The following is a 16,468-nucleotide window of genomic DNA, read 5'->3' on the forward strand; positions in this document are numbered from 1 at the left end:
GGCGGTGAAGGTCTTTCTCGTCGACGATCACGCCGTGTTCCGTTCCGGGGTGCGCGCGGAGCTGAGCCGGGAAACCGATATGGAGGTGGTCGGCGAGGCCGGTGGGGTGGCCGAGGCGGTGGCCGGGATCAACCGCACCCGCCCCGATGTGGTGCTGCTGGACGTGCACATGCCCGACGGTGGCGGGGTCGCGGTGCTGTCCGGGATCGACGACGGCCCGGTGTGCCTGGCGCTGAGTGTGTCGGACGCCGCCGAGGACGTCATCGCGGTGATCCGGGCGGGCGCGCGCGGCTACGTCACCAAGACCATCTCCGGCGCCGAACTGGCCGACGGTATCCGCAGGGTGGCGGGCGGCGACGCGGTCTTCAGCCCTCGGCTGGCCGGTTTCGTACTCGACTCCTTCACCGGTAAATCCCCGGCGCCGGAACCGCCGCTGGATCCGGAACTGGATTCGCTCACCCCGCGCGAACTCGAGGTACTGCGGCTACTCGCCCGCGGCTACACCTACCGCGAAATCGCCGAAACCCTGTTCATCTCGGTGAAGACGGTGGAGACCCACGCCTCCAACGTGCTGCGCAAGACCCAGCAGTCCAATCGGAACGCGCTCACCCGCTGGGCCCACCGCAGGCGGATCGATTAATTTTTGCGGCGCCTGCGGCACCGCGGTTCGCGGCCCCTGGATGTCTCGCGTCTCCGCTACCGCTGCTTGCCTTCGGCGTGCGCAGCGGCAGCGGAGCCACGAGACGGGCCGCGAACTCGGATGCTCGGTCTCGCTTCGCTCGAAAGCTGCTGTGTGACCCGCCGTTGCAATTGGCTCGGTGGCGACTACAGCACCGCGACGATGACGGCGATGATGATGACGAGTCCGATCAGCATCCCGATCGCGATGGCCAGTGGCGCGTTGCTCGGCTGCGGCAACTTCTTGGTGCCCAACTGGGGCTGAGGTGCCGCGGCAGGAGCCGGCTGCGGCTGAGTGCGGCGGGGCAGCGGCGTGGACAGCGGGCTGCGCAGGCCGGAGGCCGAATTGCGAGCCGCCCACGCCGGGATGGTGCCGTCCTCGGTGCGCACCGGGGCGCCGATGATGTAGGGCGCGGTGCCGGGACCGAAAGCGGCGGTGAGAATTTCATCCCGGGCTTCGGCCATGGTCGGTCGACGCTGCGGTGCGGGCTCCATCATGTGCAGCAGCGCCTGGGTGAGCACCCCGCTGCGGCTGGGTGGAATGATCTGCGCCATGGCCGCGCGCTCGACGATGGCGTCGCTGTCGTCGTCGAAGCCGAACGGCGGCTGCCCCTCGATGGCGGTGTAGAGGGTGGCGCCGAGGGAGAACACATCGCTGGCCTCGGTGGGCCGGGCGCCGCGGGCCACTTCCGGCGGCAGGTAGGCGGGGGTGCCGGTGATGACGCCGTCGGGTTCGTCGGCGGATTCGCCCGCACCGCGCGAGATGCCGAAGTCGCTGAGCTTGGCCATCCCGACGCCGGGCCCGCGGTCGGCGACGAGGATATTGCCCGGTTTGATATCGCGGTGCACGATGCCCGCGGCGTGGGCGGCGGCCAGTGCGTCGGCGACCTGCGCGCCGATCTGGGCTACTTCGATCGGCGGCAGCGTATCGACCAGCCCGAGTGCCTTGGCCACGCTGCGCGAGGGTAGGTGCTCCATCACCAGCCAGGGCTCACCGGCCTCGAGCACCACGTCGTAGACCGCGATGGCGTGTTCATGGGAGAGCTTGGCCGCGACCCGGCCCTCGTGGATGATCTGCTCGCGGATGCGGTTGGCCTCGTCCTCGTCGAGCCCCGCGGTGGACAGCACCTGCTTGATGGCGACGTCGCGGTTGAGCAGCCGGTCGGTCGCGAGCCAGACCGCGCCCATACCGCCGCCACCGAGTTTCGATTGCAGGCGGTAGCGGCCGGCCACCAGATAATCCGGGCCGACGATGGGGCGGGGACGATCGATCATGGTGCCGAGACTAGCCGAATTCCGTGGTAGCTGGCCGGATTCGGACCGGGAGTTCGCGGTCGTGACGGTGGTCACGGCGGGCCTGGCGTGTCGGCTCTCGGGCCGTGCTCGACGGATCTCAGGGGTGGGTTTCCACCAGGGATCATTCGAACGTATATTCGAGACGGATCGATAGCTGGATCGGTGCTGAGTCGTCGAGGAACCGGGGTTCTTCGGCGGGTGGGCGCCGCGAGGTGCGCGTGTCGCGATGATCGCCGGGCCGGGCGAAGCCGAGTCGGCCGAGCCCGGGCGGTGCGTCGGGCGGGTTCCGGTGCGTTCGGCCGGAGCGGAGTCCCTGCGTGGAGGTAGGTGAGGTGATGGGTTCGCAGTCGCGGGAACCGGGGCGTGCACGCGCGCAGGAGTTGGCGGAGCTGCGGCGCAAGATGGCGGCGGTGCCGGGGCGGGGCGAATCCGCGGCCACCCGTATGCCCACCTCGGAGGGGGTGCGCAGGCCCGCGTTGCCGGTGCCGCTCGCGCTGGCCGAACTCCTGCCCGACGGCGGTCTGGTCAAGGGGTCGGTGGTGGCGTATTCGGGCGCGGGATCGCTGCTGGCCGGCTTGCTGGCCGCGGTCACCGCCGGCGGCGGGCACGCGGCGGTGGTGGGCATGCCGAAGCTCGGTCTGCTCGCGGCGGCGGAGATGGGGGCGCAGCTGGGGCGGATCGCCGTCGTCGCCGATCCGGGCCCGGACATGCTGGAGGTGGCCGCGGTGTTGCTCGACGGACTCGATCTCGTCCTGCTCGACCTCGGTGGCATCGCCGTCGCGCCGGCCCGGGCCAAGGTGATCGCCGCGCGTGCCCGGAACAAGGGCGCCGTGCTGGTCGTCACCGGCGGCCGCTGGCCCGCCCCGTCGTTGCGGCTGGGCACCCGGGTAGTGGGCTATACCGGGCTCGGCCTGGGCCGCGGCAGGCTCGATTCGATCTCCCTCGACGTCGAGGTGGCGGGCCGGGCCTCGCCGCCGCGCACCGGCGGTATCACGCTGCGGCAGCACGACGGACGGATGGAATGGACCAGCCGCGAAACCCGCGCGGCCACAGAGGAACCCGGCGACGTGCGGGACGCTGCCTCATGAAGGCCGCCGGGCGGGCCACGCGCCGATGGCTGCCGCGCAGGGCCACGGTGGCGTCGTCGCGGAACGAGCACGCGGCCCGGGACGGTGATCCACCATGACCCGCCCCGCCCGGGTCCTCGCGGTGTGGTGCCCGGATTGGCCCGCGGTCGCGGCGGCGGCACTGGGGAAGGTGCCCGCCAGCCGGCCGGTCGCGGTGTTGTCGGCCAACAAGGTGGTGGCGTGTTCGGCCACCGCCCGGGCCGACGGGGTGCGGCGCGGGCTGCGTCGACGCGAGGCGCAGGCGCGCTGCCCGGAACTGTTCATCGCCCAGGCCGATCCGGACCGGGACGCGCGGCTGTTCGAACCGGTGGTGGCCGCCGTCGACGCCGCCGTCCCCGGTGTGGAGGTGCTGCGGCCGGGACTGCTGATCCTCGGCGTGCGCGGTGCGGCGCGGTTCTTCGGCTCCGAGGAAGCCGCGGCCGAACGGCTGGTCGACGTGGTGGCCGCGGCCGGGGCCGAAGCGCAGATCGGGATCGCCGACGAGCTGTCCACCGCGGTGCTCGCCGCGCGCCGCGACACCATCGTGGCGCCGGGCGCGGGCGCGGATTTCCTCGCGCCGCTGCCGATCGGTGAGCTGGCCGTCGAACCGGCGCTGGTCGCGCCCGAACGCCTCGAGCTGGTGGATCTGCTGCATCGGCTCGGGTTGCGGCGCGTCGGCGATTTCGCCGCGCTCACCCCGGCCCAGGTCGCCTCCCGCTTCGGCGCCGACGCGATCGCGGCGCACCGCTGCGCCCGCGCCCTGCCCGAACGTCCGCCGTCCGCACGCACACCGCCGCGCGATCTGACGGTGGAGCTGCACTGCGATCCGCCGATCGACCGCGTCGACGCCGCCGCCTTCGCCGGGCGCATGCTCGCCACCCGCGCCCATGCCGCGTTCTCGGCCGCGGCGGTGGCCTGCACCCGGCTCGCGGTCTTCGCCGAGACCGCCGCCGGTGAACAGCTCACCCGCATCTGGCGGTGCGCGGAACCGCTGACCGCCGACGGCGTCGCCGACCGGGTGCGCTGGCAGCTGGACGGCTGGCTCACCCACCGCGACACCGGCGGCTCCGGGCCCACCGCACCGATCACGCTGTTGCGCCTGGAACCGGTCGAGGTGATCCCGGCGGCCGCGCTCCAGCTCGGCCTGTGGGGCGACGCGGGCGGCACCGACGAACGGGCGATGCGCGCCCTGGTGCGGGTGCAGGGCCTGCTCGGCGGCGCGGCGGTGCAGGTCGGTGTGCTCAGCGGCGGACGCGGCCCGGCGGAGCGGATCACCATGGTCGCGCTCGGCGACGAACAGGTGCCCGCCGCCGATCCCGCGCTGCCGTGGCCGGGTCGGCTGCCCGAACCGGCGCCCGCGGTGCTCATGATGAACCGGCCGCGGGTGGAGTTGGAATCGGCCGGTGGCGCCCCGGTCTACGTCACCGAGCGCGGGTTGTTCAGCGCGACACCGGCCCGCCTGCGCTGGGGCAGCAAACACTGGGAGCTGACGGCGTGGGCGGGGCCCTGGCCGATGGACGAACTGTGGTGGTCCACCGGGTCCGCGCCCAGCGCCCGCGTGCAGGTCGAACTCCCCGGTCCGCACAGCCTGCTGCTCATCATCCGCGACGGTCACTGGCATGTGGAGGGCCTCTACGAATGAGCCCGCGCGCTCGTCGTGTGTGCCAGATCATCGACTTCGCGCAGGTGATCGCCGGTACCCTCGACAATCGTGGATCTGACGACGGCCAGGGTCGCGCTGGGCGATGTGCTGATCGCCTACCGGGACTCCGGGGCGGTCGCGGTCGATGACGTCCCGGTGGTGCTGGTGCACGGGATGGGCGGCGACGGCCACACCTGGGATCGGTTCGCGCGCGAGCTCGTGCGGGCCGGGCGCCGGGTCATCATTCCCGATCTGCGCGGCCACGGCCGCAGCGCGCATACCGAGTCGTACCTGTTCGGCGAGTTCGGCGCCGACGTCCTCGCCCTGTGCGAATACCTCGGGCTGGAGCAGGTGGATCTGGTCGGGCATTCGCTCGGCGGCTACGCGGTGTCCTGTGTGGCGCAGGAGCGGCCGGGTCTGGTCCGTCGCCTGGTGATGGAGGAATGCCCGCTGCCGCTGCGCTCCGGCACCGAGGAACTGACGTTGACGCGCCGGTTCCCGACCCTGCCCGAACTGTGGCACGCCACCTCCAGCCTGGTGCGTCATCCGCGCGCGGTGCTGGCCTTCGACCGCTCGATGACGCGTACCGCGCTCGAACAGTTCCGCAAACCGCATCCGGAATGGTGGGAGCGGCTCGCCGGGATCAGCGCGCCGACGCTGGTGCTGCGCGGCGGCCCCGGCGGCATGGTCGATCCGGGCAAACTCGAGGTCATGCGCACCTCGATCCCGGACTGCTCGGTCACCGCCTTCACCTGCGGGCACAGCATCCACCGCGACCGCTACCGCGAATTCGCCGCCGCCGTCCTGCCTTTCCTCGGGCACTGAGAACTTTCTTCGGGCACTGAGAACCGAGGCGACTACGCGAGCGAGTCCTCGGGACGGCGGCACGGGTAGGGCTTGCCGCATCCCGCTCGAGTCCTCGGCCGAGCGAGTTGCCGGTGGCTTTCGACCGTGCGTGTTCCGTGCGGCAGGTTCACCAGTGCGTGCCGGGGACCCAGCGGGCGGCGCGGCGTAGCGCGGCCCCGGTGACCTTGCGGGCGGCCGAGCGGGGGCGGGGTTCATGCGGCGGGGCGAGGGTGGCGGCGGGCTCGGTGGTGTCGTCGGCTTCGCCACGGGCGGCGGGGGAGTCGGGGAGCGCGCGGTAGTAGCGGTGCAGGATGCGGTCGCGCAGCTTGGGGGTGATGATGCCGCCGTATTCGGCCAGCGTGCCGAGCGGGACGTCGATGCGCTTGGGGCGTTCGCTGAGCGCGCGGACGATGGTGGCGGCGGCCCATTCCGGTGATTCGGCCGGCCCTTGATCGCCGCTCGGGGTGATCATCGGGGTGCGCACCAGCGGCATGTGGATGGTGGTGAAGGTGACGCCGTCGGCCAGCGTCTCCACCGCGGCCACCTCGGCGAACTTGTCCAGCGCCGCCTTGCTGGCCAGATAGGCCGCGAACCGCGGCGTGGCCACCTGCACGCCCGCGCTGCTGATATTGACGATGTGGCCGAACTTGCGCTCGCGCATCTGCGGTAGCAGCGCCAGCGTCATCCGCAGGGCGCCGAAGTAGTTGACGGCCATGGTGCGTTCGAAATCGTGCAGCCGGTCGGTGGAGCGGTGGATGGCGCGACGGATGGACCGGCCGGCATTGTTGACCAGCATGTCGACGTGGCCGTGTTCGTCGAGGATCGCCTTGACCGCCTGATCCACCGACTCGGAATCGGTGACGTCGCACTGGTATCCGTACGCGCTGCCACCCGCGGCGCGGATCTCCTCGACCACGGCCGCGAGTTCCTCGCCACGGCGGGCGAGCAGGAACACCACCGCACCCTTGTCGGCCACAGCGATGGCGGCGGCCCGGCCGATGCCGGAGGAGGCGCCGGTGATCACTACGTGGCGGCCGGTGAGGTCACGGTTGCGCTGATTGCGCCGGATCTCCTCGCGGGCGGCGTCGTCGGCTGAGGTCATCGCTGCTCCTTTGCAGGTCTCGGCACCGAACTTACTCTCAAGTAAGTTCGGTGCCAAGTGGTTTATATCACAGCTGGAGAACATCGGTGGCGCAGGTTCGAACACTCGAAATTATTCGAACATATGTGCGATACTCATGACATGACGGACGATCGGATGGCGGATATCTATGCCGCGGTGCGGCTCGGCGGCGTTGACCAGCAGGCGGCGCGGGGCGCGCTACACAGACTGTGGGAGGAGCTCGGCGAACACGGTGATCCGTTGCATCGCTGCGTGATCGCGCATCATCTGGCCGATGTGGTGGAGACGGCCGAGGAGGCGCTGCTGTGGGATCAGCGGGCGCTGGCGGCGGTGTTCGCGCCGGGCAGTCCGCTCGATGAGGGCATGCGCGGGTTCCTGCCCTCGCTGTATCTGAATCTGGCCGACAGCCACCGCCGCGTCGGCGATTTCGACTCCGCCCGTATGCAATTGGCGCTGGCCAAGGGGCACCTCGAGGTCCTCGCCAACGATGCCTACGGCCAGGTGATCCGCACCGGGCTCGATCATGTGGCCGGTGCGCTCGACGCCGGCTCCACCGAGCGGCTCAAGGCGAGCTGAATCCGGTGAGCTGGAGGCCACGCCATGGGCTGGAGTAATGGGCCACCGAGTTGGTCGGAGCTGGAGCGGGTGCTGTCCGGGCGGCCGGGCAGGCACGATCCCGACTCGATGTATCCGGGCGACGGCGGCGACAGCCCGGCGTGGTCGCGTAAGCGCGGTGAATATCTCGCCGACGGCGACGTCCGCCCCCTGGGCCCGGTCGTGCCCTATGCCGAACTGCACGCACATTCGGCCTACAGCTTCCTCGACGGCGCGAGCCATCCCGAGGAACTGGTCGAGGAGGCGGCCCGCCTCGGCCTGGAAGCCGTCGCGCTCACCGATCACAACGGCCTCTATGGGGTGGTCCGCTTCTTCGAGGCGGCCCGGGAATGGGATATCGCCACCGTCTACGGCGCCGAATTGACCCTCACCGCAACCGGATCCGGCCCCGACTCGGCGCCACGCACCGGCGAACCCGATCCGCCGGGAACGCACCTGCTGGTACTGGCCCGAGGGCAGGAGGGGTATAGGCGGTTGTCGCGGGAGATCGCGGCGGCCCATATGGCGGCGGGGGAGAAGGGGATTCTGCGCTACGACCTGGACACCCTCACCGCGGCGGCCGGCGGGCACTGGCAGATCCTCACCGGATGCCGGAAGGGACAGCTGCGGCAGGCGCTGGAACAGGATCTGCGGGCGGGTGAGCAGCCGGTGCGCGCCGAGGCGGCGCTGCGCGATCTGGTCGACCGGTTCGGCGCCGAGCGGGTGAGCGTGGAACTCACCCATCACGGGCTGCCCGCCGACGACGAACGCAACGCCCACCTCCGCGCGCTGGCCGAACGGCTCGGGCTGCCCGTCGTCGCCACCACCGGCGCGCATTTCGCCTCCCCGGCCCAGCGTCATCGGGCCATGGCGCTGGCCGCGATCCGGTCCAGGAGCAGCCTCGACGAGATGGCCGGCTGGCTGGCCCCCACCGGCGGCGCGCATCTGCGGTCGGGTGCGGAAATGGCGCGCTTGTTCGCTGACTGCCCGCAGGCCATCGGCAATGCGGTCCAGCTCGCCCGCGAATGCGCCTTCGACCTGAAATTGATCGCGCCGGAACTACCGCCGTTCCCGGTGCCGGAGGGCCACGACGAGAATTCCTGGCTGCGTCATCTCACGCTGAAGGGAGCCGCCGAACGCTACGGGTCGCCGCAGGAGCATCCCGCCGCCTACCGGCAGATCGAGCACGAACTCGCGGTGATCACCGGGATGAAGTTCCCCGGCTACTTCCTGGTGGTGCACGACATCGTCATGTTCTGCAAGAACAACGGCATCCTGTGCCAGGGCCGGGGCTCGGCCGCCAATTCGGCCGTCTGCTACGCCATCGGCATCACCAATGTCGATCCGGTGCGCAACAACCTGCTGTTCGAACGGTTCCTTTCGCCCGCACGCGACGGCCCGCCCGATATCGATATCGATATCGAATCCGATCGCCGGGAAGAAGCGATCCAGCACGTCTACAACGCCTACGGCCGCGAATATGCCGCCCAGGTGGCGAATGTGATCACCTACCGCGGTAAATCGGCGGTCCGCGATGCCGCCCGCGCGCTCGGTTTCTCGACCGGCCAGCAGGATGCGTGGAGCAAACAGGTGAGCCGCTGGACCGGTGTCGGCGCCGAAACCGGCACCGACATCCCGGAGCAGGTGCTGGAACTGGCCGCCGATATCGAGGGCCTGCCCCGGCATCTCGGCATCCATTCCGGTGGCATGGTGATCTGCGATCGCCCCATCGCCGATGTGTGCCCGGTGGAATGGGCGCGCATGCCCGGGCGCAGCGTATTGCAGTGGGACAAGGACGATTGCGCCGCCGCCGGGCTGGTGAAATTCGACCTGCTCGGCCTCGGCATGCTCTCCGCGCTGCACTACATGATCGATCTGGTGCGTGAGCACGAAGGCGTCACGGTCGAACTGCACAAGCTCGACCTTGCCGAAACCGCCGTGTACGACATGCTGTCGCGGGCCGATTCGATCGGGGTGTTCCAGGTTGAGTCGCGCGCCCAGATGGCGACATTGCCGCGGCTGAAACCGCGCGAGTTCTACGACCTGGTGGTCGAGGTGGCGTTGATCCGGCCCGGCCCGATCCAGGGCGGTTCGGTGCACCCGTATATTCGCCGCCGCAACAAGCAAGAGAAGTGGGATTACGACCATCCCTCGCTGAAAAAGACTCTGAAACGTACCTATGGTGTACCGCTGTTCCAGGAACAGCTCATGCAGATAGCCGTCGACGTCGCCGGTTTCACCGCGGCCGAAGCCGATCAATTGCGTCGCGCCATGGGTTCCAAGCGCTCACCCGAACGCATGGAGCGGCTCAAGGCGCGGCTCTACCAGGGCATGCGCGATCTGCACGGCATCACCGGCGAGGTTGCCGACCGCATCTACGAGAAGCTGTACGCCTTCGCGAATTTCGGTTTCCCGGAAAGCCATTCGCAGAGTTTCGCGGCGCTGGTGTTCTATTCGGCGTGGTTCAAACTGCATCATCCGGCCGCTTTCTGCGCCGGTCTGTTGCGCGCCCAGCCGATGGGTTTCTATTCACCGCAATCGCTGGTGGCCGACGCTCGCAGGCACGGTGTGGTGGTGCACGGCCCGGACATCAACGCCAGCCGTGCCGAACCCACGCTCGAACAGCGCGGCACCCAGGTGCGGCTCGGCCTGGCGGCGGTGCGGTTCATCGGTGACGAACTCGCCGCGAAGATCGTCGCCGCCCGCGAGGAGAGCGGACCCTACACGTCGCTGCTCGATCTGACCGGGCGCGTGGAACTCACTGTCCGCCAAGCGGAATCGCTGTCCACCGCGGGTGCGCTGGACAGCATCACCTCCGCGGCCTCGGCGCAGACGCCACCCCGGATGCCGGAGGCCTCGGCGGCCCCGAACCCATCGCCGAGTGCCGGGCAACCCGGCGCACGCAGCAGCCTGCGACGCACCGCGCTGTGGGCGGCCGGCGCCGCGGCCGGTGAGCGACCGGATCGCCTACCCGGCATGGTCGCTGCCACCGCCGCTCCCTCGCTTCCGGGAATGAGCGCATTGGAACTGGCCGCCGCCGACGTCTGGGCTACCGGCATCTCGCCCGATAGCTATCCCACCGAGTTCCTCCGCGCCGAACTCGATGCGATGGGCGTGATCCCGGCCGACCGGTTGCTGTCGGTGCCCGACGGTTCCCGGGTCCTGGTGGGCGGCGCCGTCACCCACCGGCAGCGCCCGGCCACTGCCGCCGGTGTTACCTTCCTGAACCTGGAAGACGAGACCGGCATGGTCAATATCGTCTGCTCGGTCGGCTTGTGGACCCGCCACCGCAGGCTCGCCCAAACCGCACGCGCCCTGATCATTCGCGGCCGGATCCAGAACGCCGAAGGCGCGGTGAGTGTGTACGCCGAGCATCTCCAGCAGCTGGATCTGCGGATGGCCGGTAAGTCGCGTGACTTCCGGTGAACGAGAACCGTGTCGCGGCCGGTACGAGCCGCTACGCTGCGACCATGCGCAAGCTTGCGGTGTTGCTGATCGCCCTGCTCGGCCTGGCCCTGCTCGTCGGCGGCTGCGGCGATGACGACGACGAGTCGGCCACCAGCGGCCGCGCGCCCACCGTCGCCGATATGCCCGGCCCTGCCGCGACACCCGGCTTCCGCGAACAGGCGCCGAGCCGGGAACAGGACACCGGCGGCGAGGTGAACGCCGACCGCAAGGAAGTGATCACCGGCCAGATCGAGATCGTCTCCGCCGATCCCATCGATGCCGCGGGCAAGGTCACCGACCAGGTCACCGCCTTGCAGGGCCGGGTCGACAGTCGCACCGAACGTCCCGGCACCGACGACAACGTCCCCAGCGCCCGGCTCACCGTCCGGATTCCGGCCGAGCACACCGAGGACTTCATCGCCGGGCTCGGCGATATCGGCGAGGTCACCGAGGTGAGCACCAACCGCGATGACGTCACCATGCAGTGGCAGGATCTCGACGCCCGGATCAAGGCGCTGCAAGCCTCGGTCGACCGGCTGCGCGTGCTGATGTCCGAGGCCACCAATACCGCCGACCTGCTCGCCGCCGAACAGGCGCTGTCGAGCCGGCAGGCCGAACTCGACAGCCTCACCGGACAGAAGCGCCTGCTCGACGATCAGATCGCGCTGTCCACGCTGACCATCGAGATCTCCAGTACCCGTACCGAACCCGAGGAAGGCCCGACCAACTTCTGGGACGGCATCGTCTCCGGCTGGAACTCGCTGGTCGACTGGTTGAAGGATGCGGTGGTCTTCCTCGGCAAGGCGCTGCCGTGGGCCGGCTTCGTCGTGGTGATCGGCGCGGTGGTGTGGGCGATCGTGCGGCTGATGCGCAGGCCCCGCCGCGCGAAGGCCGCCACCCCCGCGGCGCCCGCGCGTGAGCCCGTGCCGTCCGCAGCCGGCGAGTCCGCCAAACCCACTGCCGCAACAGGAGAATCGCGTGCCGACGGTGCGGGCGACGATCACACCGAACAGCCGTAAGGGCCCACTGGTCGAAATCCTCGACGACGGCACCATGCGGCTGTATGTCCGCGCGCCCGCCGTCGAGGGCAAGGCCAACAAGGCCGCGATCGAGCTGCTCGCCGCCCATTACGGCGTGCCCAAGAGCGCCGTCCGCCTCACCGCGGGCGCGACCTCGCGCTTCAAGCGTTTCGAGATCGACGCCTGAGCGCGCTCACACCGCGTCGGGAAACCCGTGCTGGCGCCACGCCTCATAGACCGCGACCGCAGCCGAATTCGACAGGTTCATCGACCGTCGCCCCGGCAGCATCGGGATCCGCACCAGGTCGGTGATATACGGATCGGCGAGCACCTCGGCGGGCAACCCCGTCGGCTCGGTCCCGAACAGCAACACATCACCGGCCTGATACCGCACATCGGTGAATCGCGTCGTCGCCTGCGTGGTGAACGCGTACACCCGTTCCGGCCGGATCGCTTCCCACGCCGCCGCCAGATCCGCGTGCACCGTCACTGAGGCGAGATCGTGGTAATCCAACCCCGCCCGCCGCAACTTCGGCTCCGACAGATCGAACCCCAGCGGCTCGATCAAATGCAGCTCACACCCCGTCCCCGCCGCCAGCCGAATCGCATTCCCGGTATTGGGCGGGATGCACGGCTCATGGAACATCAGCTTTAGCACAACAGCTAGGTATCCTCTCGATTATGTCCTCTACCAGCGAGAAGCTTCGCGTACTTGGCAGGCTACGCCTGTCCCGGTCCACCGAGGAATCAACCTCGATTGACCGCCAGCGCGAGACTATCCAGCAGTGGGCCGACGCTCACGGGCATACGGTCGTTGGTTGGGCCGAGGACGTAGACGTATCCGGCTCTATCGACCCGTTCGAGACACCTCAGCTCGGGCCGTGGCTGAACGACCGGCCGCATGAGTGGGATGTCCTCGCAGCATGGAAGCTGGACCGGCTCGGCAGGAACGCTATCCAGCTCAGCAGGCTATTCGGCTGGGTGATGGAGCACGACAAGACCCTGGTTTCTTGCTCCGAGTCCATCGACCTGAGCACCTGGGCCGGCCGGATGCTGGCGAACGTCATCGCCGGTCTGGCCGAGGGGGAACTAGAGGCGATCCGGGAGCGCCAGCGCGGATCCCGTCACAAGCTCAGGAACTCGGCTCGCTGGGGAGGTGGCAAACCGCCGTTCGGGTACATCGCCGTGAAGAACCCACAGGGTGAGGGGTGGGCGTTAGAGGTCGACCCTGTGGCCTCGAAGCTGATCCGCCGAATAGTCGACGACACCATAGCCGGGAAGCCATCGACCCAGATTGCGGCCGAACTGAACCGTGAGGGGTACCTGACTCCTTCCCAGTACTACCGGGCGCGGAGCGCTGGCTACTCGACGTTGCTTCGGTCGGAACTGCCAGCGGATCTGGATGTGAACCCGAAGCAGGAGCCGGGCAAGGTTCGCCGTCGCAAAGTCCGAACTGAGAACCCGTGGACTCAGACCCCTATTCGCAACATGCTCCGAAGCGACGCGATACGCGGGTACGTCCACCACAAGGGCGAACTAGTCCGTGACGATGACGGTATGCCGATCCAGCTAGCCGAGCCGCTGGTAACGCTGGATGAGTGGGAGTTGATCCAATCGACATTGGATCGTCGGCGCGACACCAACCGAGCGAAACGCCGGGTCAAGCTGAGTCCACTCGCTGGCGTAGCGGTCTGCCTCGGGTGCGGCTACACGCTCCACCACACCCGGAAGGTTGCCAGAGGGATCGAGTATCGGTACTACCGCTGCGAGAACAAGGACATCAGCGATATCCGGGCCGACTTTCTAGAGGATCTGGTGGGGGAACTGGTCGTAGACGAGATCGGGGATGTCGAAATCCTGGAACGGGTCTGGGTGCCTGGCGATTCGAGGGAGACAGAACTACGAGAGGCTATCGCGGCCGTAGACGATCTGGTTCGAGCCCTCAGCGGTGCCACGTCGTCGACCGTGCGGGACCGGATCCAGAAACAAATCAGTGCCTTGGACGCGAAGATTTCCGAGCTGGAGGCCACGCCAGCGCGTGAATCTCGATGGGAGTACAAGCCGACCGGCGGCGTCTACCGAGACGTGTGGGAGTCGTCGGACCTGGCAGGTAGGCGAGAACTTCTCCGGCGCTCAGGGATCACAGTGGCAGTGAGTCTCACCGGCATCGACGGTAAGCGGTCTGGGGACAACTCCGGCACCTTCGAGTACCGCGTGGACTTCCCCGCTGAGCTGATGGCGAACCTTGGTCACCCGAAAGACGACGAGCAGCTATGGAAGAAGATCAGCGGCTCGTTTATCCCCGTGTTCGAGCGCCGATCAGCCGCCGACATCGTCAGGACCGAAGCAACACCGTCGCGTGACGGTGCTTAAGAGAAGGGCAATCCAATGGAACTGGAGCTTGCGGTATCCAATCGGCTGTACGCGGTCGGCGGACCGGATCGGATCGAGGTCTACAGGTCCCCGGTGGTCAAGGACCGACACGATGTGTACCGGCCGGTGGCCGATTACATCCAGCGTCACGGCCTGGTCCTTGCGGCCAGCGACGTGCACGAAGACGATTCCATGTTCTTCGGTGAAGCTGCCTACTCGATCTACACCCAGACCCGGCCCGGAGCGCCGGCCGAGCACACCGGCAGCATGAGCATGTACATGGCCGCTCTCAGGTGCGGAATGAGCTTCGACGAGTACTTCGCTGTCCTGGTCGAAGACGGGATGATTCTGGAGCACCCGAACGGGGGTTACATTCCGTCACCGCATCCGAGCGTTGTCCCCAGGTACCCGGCGGCGCAATGACTATCACCTTGACCTCATTCGCCGGTGATGCGTTCCCGGCATTGATCGACCTGGAGCCGGACGGCGCTTTGTCGATCCTCACCGAGGACCGGAAAGGGTGTGGATCAGCTCATATAGCCGCCGCATATAACCACTTCGGCGGCCCGGCTATGAAAGAGCTGGAACACCGATACACCAGCGCTACCGGATACCCCCGAGTTCTCACAGTGTGGCGAGAGCTATAGCGGGCTGCTCTAAGGTTTGTGTGACCTACGGTCTATCTCTGCCCGGATCAGCCTTCGGGCATCCTCACCGGTGACAGCCTGCCGGGCCAGCGTCTCGAACGCTCGGGCGTACAACGCAATCTCTCGGGGCTGGGTGATCGTCAGCTCTGCCGTGATGGCCTCCACCATCACCATGCGGTCATCGAACATGACGAAGTTGGTTGCGGGGGTGAGCCATTCAGCACCGGCGGGGACTATCCCGAACAGCATCCGGGGCAGGCCGATAACGGCTAGGAGCCGGTCCAACTGGCCGGCCATGACCCCATCGTTCCCCACGGTCGTAGCCAACGACTGTTCGGTGATCAGGATATGGAACCGGTGATCACCGTGGTACAGGACTTTTTGCTGTTCAAGCCGTTTCGAGACGCCTTGGTCTACGTCGTTGGGTACCCGGTAGAACTCGGTCACCCGGCGTAGCACGGCTGCGGCGTAATCCGCTGTTTGCAGCATCCCCGGAATCAGCACCGGTTCATAGATCCGCATAACCTTGGTCTGCTCGGCCAACGTCACCGACTGTTGCTGTCGGCGCTTGGTGCCAGCGTGTAGCAGCCGCTTGAATTCGAGGTACGCCGATTCGATATTTCGGACCGTTGCAACGAGGTCGGGTAGCTGGCTTTCGGTGCCGGTGTGAGTGCAGTACGCGTGTAGTTGCGCCTCGGTCGGGGTTCGGTTCCCGGTCTCGATCTTGGACACCAAGGACTCGTGCCAGCCCGCCAATGCGGCGAGCTGGCGACCTGTGAGTCCGGCATCCTTCCTGATCTCGCGTAAGCGCTGTCCGAGCGCTTGACGCTGTTCGTGAACCGAGTTGGTCACAGCGTGGAGTGAGCGAACTCGGCGTAAGGCGTAGCAATCTCCCAAAGTCGCTGTCGGACGCTGCGGCAGCGGTCAACCGTGTGCGGGTCGTCGGTTACACCGACACCGATGGCCCGGCCGGAGCCGTCAACGAGGTTGTAGGCGACCACCGAGTCATCGAACAGCCACCAGTCATCCGAGGGGACATCACCGGCCCGGTGCCGAGCCAGATACCGAATGTCCTCCCCGGCGTGCTGGTTCTCCGGTGTGATCGACAACAGCCAACGGTGATAGTCGGTCAAAGGCACCGTGACGACACGGACCCGTGAGACTGCTATGCCCTTGCTGGTGGCGTCCCGCATAAGGTCCAGCCACGGCCGGAACCATTCGTAGTCGTCATCGTCGTGACCGTCCAAGAACCGCTCGAGTTGCGGGTCTTCTTCGGCTACGTCGTACGCGTCCTTGGTCTCGAGATGGAACGCCGAGCGCTCAGCTTGCCGGAACAGATCCAGAAACGCTTCGCCTTGCAGCAGCCGCACCGTAGAACTCCCTTGCTCGCTTCGGCACCTCGATAGCCGTTTCGTCGTCGGCTAGGTCGAGTTGCCCCAGTACATCCGGCTCGGTGATCGGCCGGCCCGAGACCGTGAACGTACCTCGCCCGGTGTCGGTCAACTCTGCCCCGATGAACGTATCGGGCTCAGCGAACCCGAGCAGCAGGTGAGGTATCTCGATTGTGCCGGTTTCGCCGGTCTCCCAGCCTTGGACCAGGTACGTGTCCTGGTCGGTGGCGTACAACGTCGGGCAATGGCCGCCACCTGATCCACCTTTGCCGAGGAACTTTAAGCGCATGATCCTTGCTCCCGTCT

The 16,468-nt window shown here is 68.0% G+C and carries 16 protein-coding genes; 10 read left to right on the forward strand and 6 right to left on the reverse strand.

Annotated features, from left to right (window positions below):
• The first annotated feature begins 4 nt into the window (after window positions 1–4).
• Entirely contained in the window at window positions 5–640 is a 636-nt protein-coding gene (locus NOCYR_RS04850; protein ID WP_048833915.1) for a response regulator, read from the forward strand.
• Window positions 641–825: 185 nt separating this feature from the next.
• On the opposite strand, the gene NOCYR_RS04855 is transcribed toward NOCYR_RS04850, so the two are convergent.
• Entirely contained in the window at window positions 826–1,953 is a 1,128-nt protein-coding gene (locus NOCYR_RS04855; protein WP_014349236.1) for a serine/threonine-protein kinase, read from the reverse strand.
• Between the two features lie 356 nt (window positions 1,954–2,309).
• Here NOCYR_RS04855 and NOCYR_RS04860 point away from each other — a divergent pair, with 356 nt between their 5' ends.
• From NOCYR_RS04860 to NOCYR_RS04870, 3 genes are all read left to right on the forward strand, one after another.
• A complete protein-coding gene (locus NOCYR_RS04860; protein ID WP_014349237.1) occupies window positions 2,310–3,062 on the forward strand; it encodes a hypothetical protein in 753 nt (250 codons plus the stop codon).
• Between the two features lie 94 nt (window positions 3,063–3,156).
• Window positions 3,157–4,722, forward strand: coding sequence for a DNA polymerase Y family protein (locus NOCYR_RS04865; protein WP_014349238.1), 1,566 nt, complete (start codon window positions 3,157–3,159; stop codon window positions 4,720–4,722).
• A 69-nt stretch (window positions 4,723–4,791) separates the two neighbouring features.
• Entirely contained in the window at window positions 4,792–5,547 is a 756-nt protein-coding gene (locus NOCYR_RS04870; RefSeq protein WP_014349239.1) for an alpha/beta fold hydrolase, read from the forward strand.
• 148 nt (window positions 5,548–5,695) lie between these two features.
• Here NOCYR_RS04870 and NOCYR_RS04875 read toward each other — a convergent pair whose 3' ends face one another.
• Window positions 5,696–6,670 (reverse strand): SDR family NAD(P)-dependent oxidoreductase, encoded by a 975-nt coding sequence (locus NOCYR_RS04875; RefSeq protein ID WP_014349240.1) that lies wholly within the window; start codon window positions 6,668–6,670, stop codon window positions 5,696–5,698.
• 141 nt (window positions 6,671–6,811) lie between these two features.
• Here NOCYR_RS04875 and NOCYR_RS04880 point away from each other — a divergent pair, with 141 nt between their 5' ends.
• From NOCYR_RS04880 to NOCYR_RS04895, 4 genes are read left to right on the forward strand one after another with little or no spacing between them, the layout of a single operon-like run.
• Window positions 6,812–7,267 carry a hypothetical protein gene (locus NOCYR_RS04880; protein WP_048832858.1) on the forward strand — a complete coding sequence of 152 codons (456 nt, stop codon included), beginning with the start codon at window positions 6,812–6,814 and terminating at the stop codon, window positions 7,265–7,267.
• 24 nt (window positions 7,268–7,291) lie between these two features.
• Window positions 7,292–10,711: an error-prone DNA polymerase gene (locus NOCYR_RS04885; protein WP_048832859.1), complete on the forward strand. Its 3,420-nt coding sequence runs from the start codon at window positions 7,292–7,294 to the stop codon at window positions 10,709–10,711.
• A 44-nt stretch (window positions 10,712–10,755) separates the two neighbouring features.
• A complete protein-coding gene (locus tag NOCYR_RS04890; protein ID WP_081505554.1) occupies window positions 10,756–11,751 on the forward strand; it encodes a DUF4349 domain-containing protein in 996 nt (331 codons plus the stop codon).
• On the forward strand, window positions 11,711–11,938 hold the full coding sequence (locus NOCYR_RS04895) for a DUF167 domain-containing protein (RefSeq protein WP_048832861.1): 228 nt from the start codon (window positions 11,711–11,713) through the stop codon (window positions 11,936–11,938). Before NOCYR_RS04890 ends, NOCYR_RS04895 begins: the two co-directional genes overlap by 41 nt.
• Window positions 11,939–11,944: 6 nt before the next feature.
• On the opposite strand, the gene NOCYR_RS04900 is transcribed toward NOCYR_RS04895, so the two are convergent.
• A complete protein-coding gene (locus NOCYR_RS04900; protein WP_048832865.1) occupies window positions 11,945–12,409 on the reverse strand; it encodes a tRNA (cytidine(34)-2'-O)-methyltransferase in 465 nt (154 codons plus the stop codon).
• A gap of 23 nt (window positions 12,410–12,432) precedes the next feature.
• Between NOCYR_RS04900 and NOCYR_RS04905 the strand changes: the two genes are divergently transcribed.
• Window positions 12,433–14,124, forward strand: coding sequence for a recombinase family protein (locus tag NOCYR_RS04905; protein ID WP_014349245.1), 1,692 nt, complete (start codon window positions 12,433–12,435; stop codon window positions 14,122–14,124).
• A 15-nt stretch (window positions 14,125–14,139) separates the two neighbouring features.
• Window positions 14,140–14,547 (forward strand): hypothetical protein, encoded by a 408-nt coding sequence (locus tag NOCYR_RS04910; RefSeq protein ID WP_014349246.1) that lies wholly within the window; start codon window positions 14,140–14,142, stop codon window positions 14,545–14,547.
• Between the two features lie 233 nt (window positions 14,548–14,780).
• On the opposite strand, the gene NOCYR_RS04915 is transcribed toward NOCYR_RS04910, so the two are convergent.
• From NOCYR_RS04915 to NOCYR_RS28165, 3 genes are read right to left on the reverse strand one after another with little or no spacing between them, the layout of a single operon-like run.
• On the reverse strand, window positions 14,781–15,623 hold the full coding sequence (locus tag NOCYR_RS04915) for a helix-turn-helix domain-containing protein (protein ID WP_014349247.1): 843 nt from the start codon (window positions 15,621–15,623) through the stop codon (window positions 14,781–14,783).
• A complete protein-coding gene (locus NOCYR_RS04920) occupies window positions 15,620–16,141 on the reverse strand; it encodes a DUF6879 family protein (protein WP_014349248.1) in 522 nt (173 codons plus the stop codon). The genes NOCYR_RS04915 and NOCYR_RS04920 overlap by 4 nt, the downstream gene beginning before the upstream one ends.
• Window positions 16,092–16,451 (reverse strand): hypothetical protein, encoded by a 360-nt coding sequence (locus NOCYR_RS28165; protein ID WP_014349249.1) that lies wholly within the window; start codon window positions 16,449–16,451, stop codon window positions 16,092–16,094. Before NOCYR_RS28165 ends, NOCYR_RS04920 begins: the two co-directional genes overlap by 50 nt.
• Between the last annotated feature and the right edge of the window lie 17 nt (window positions 16,452–16,468).

This window comes from Nocardia cyriacigeorgica GUH-2 (genome assembly GCF_000284035.1).
GTDB classification, from domain to species: Bacteria; Actinomycetota; Actinomycetes; order Mycobacteriales; family Mycobacteriaceae; genus Nocardia; species Nocardia cyriacigeorgica_B.

Bases quoted from the DNA above. Each gene is read 5' to 3' on its own strand.
- NOCYR_RS04855 (WP_014349236.1), bottom strand. From the start codon at position 1,953: ATGATCGATCGTCCCCGCCCCATCGTCGGCCCGGATTATCTGGTGGCC.
- NOCYR_RS04860 (WP_014349237.1), top strand. From the start codon at position 2,310: ATGGGTTCGCAGTCGCGGGAACCGGGGCGTGCACGCGCGCAGGAGTTG.
- NOCYR_RS04865 (WP_014349238.1), top strand. From the start codon at position 3,157: ATGACCCGCCCCGCCCGGGTCCTCGCGGTGTGGTGCCCGGATTGGCCC.
- NOCYR_RS04875 (WP_014349240.1), bottom strand. From the start codon at position 6,670: ATGACCTCAGCCGACGACGCCGCCCGCGAGGAGATCCGGCGCAATCAG.
- NOCYR_RS04880 (WP_048832858.1), top strand. From the start codon at position 6,812: ATGACGGACGATCGGATGGCGGATATCTATGCCGCGGTGCGGCTCGGC.
- NOCYR_RS04885 (WP_048832859.1), top strand. From the start codon at position 7,292: ATGGGCTGGAGTAATGGGCCACCGAGTTGGTCGGAGCTGGAGCGGGTG.
- NOCYR_RS04890 (WP_081505554.1), top strand. From the start codon at position 10,756: ATGCGCAAGCTTGCGGTGTTGCTGATCGCCCTGCTCGGCCTGGCCCTG.
- NOCYR_RS04905 (WP_014349245.1), top strand. From the start codon at position 12,433: ATGTCCTCTACCAGCGAGAAGCTTCGCGTACTTGGCAGGCTACGCCTG.
- NOCYR_RS04910 (WP_014349246.1), top strand. From the start codon at position 14,140: ATGGAACTGGAGCTTGCGGTATCCAATCGGCTGTACGCGGTCGGCGGA.
- NOCYR_RS28165 (WP_014349249.1), bottom strand. From the start codon at position 16,451: ATGCGCTTAAAGTTCCTCGGCAAAGGTGGATCAGGTGGCGGCCATTGC.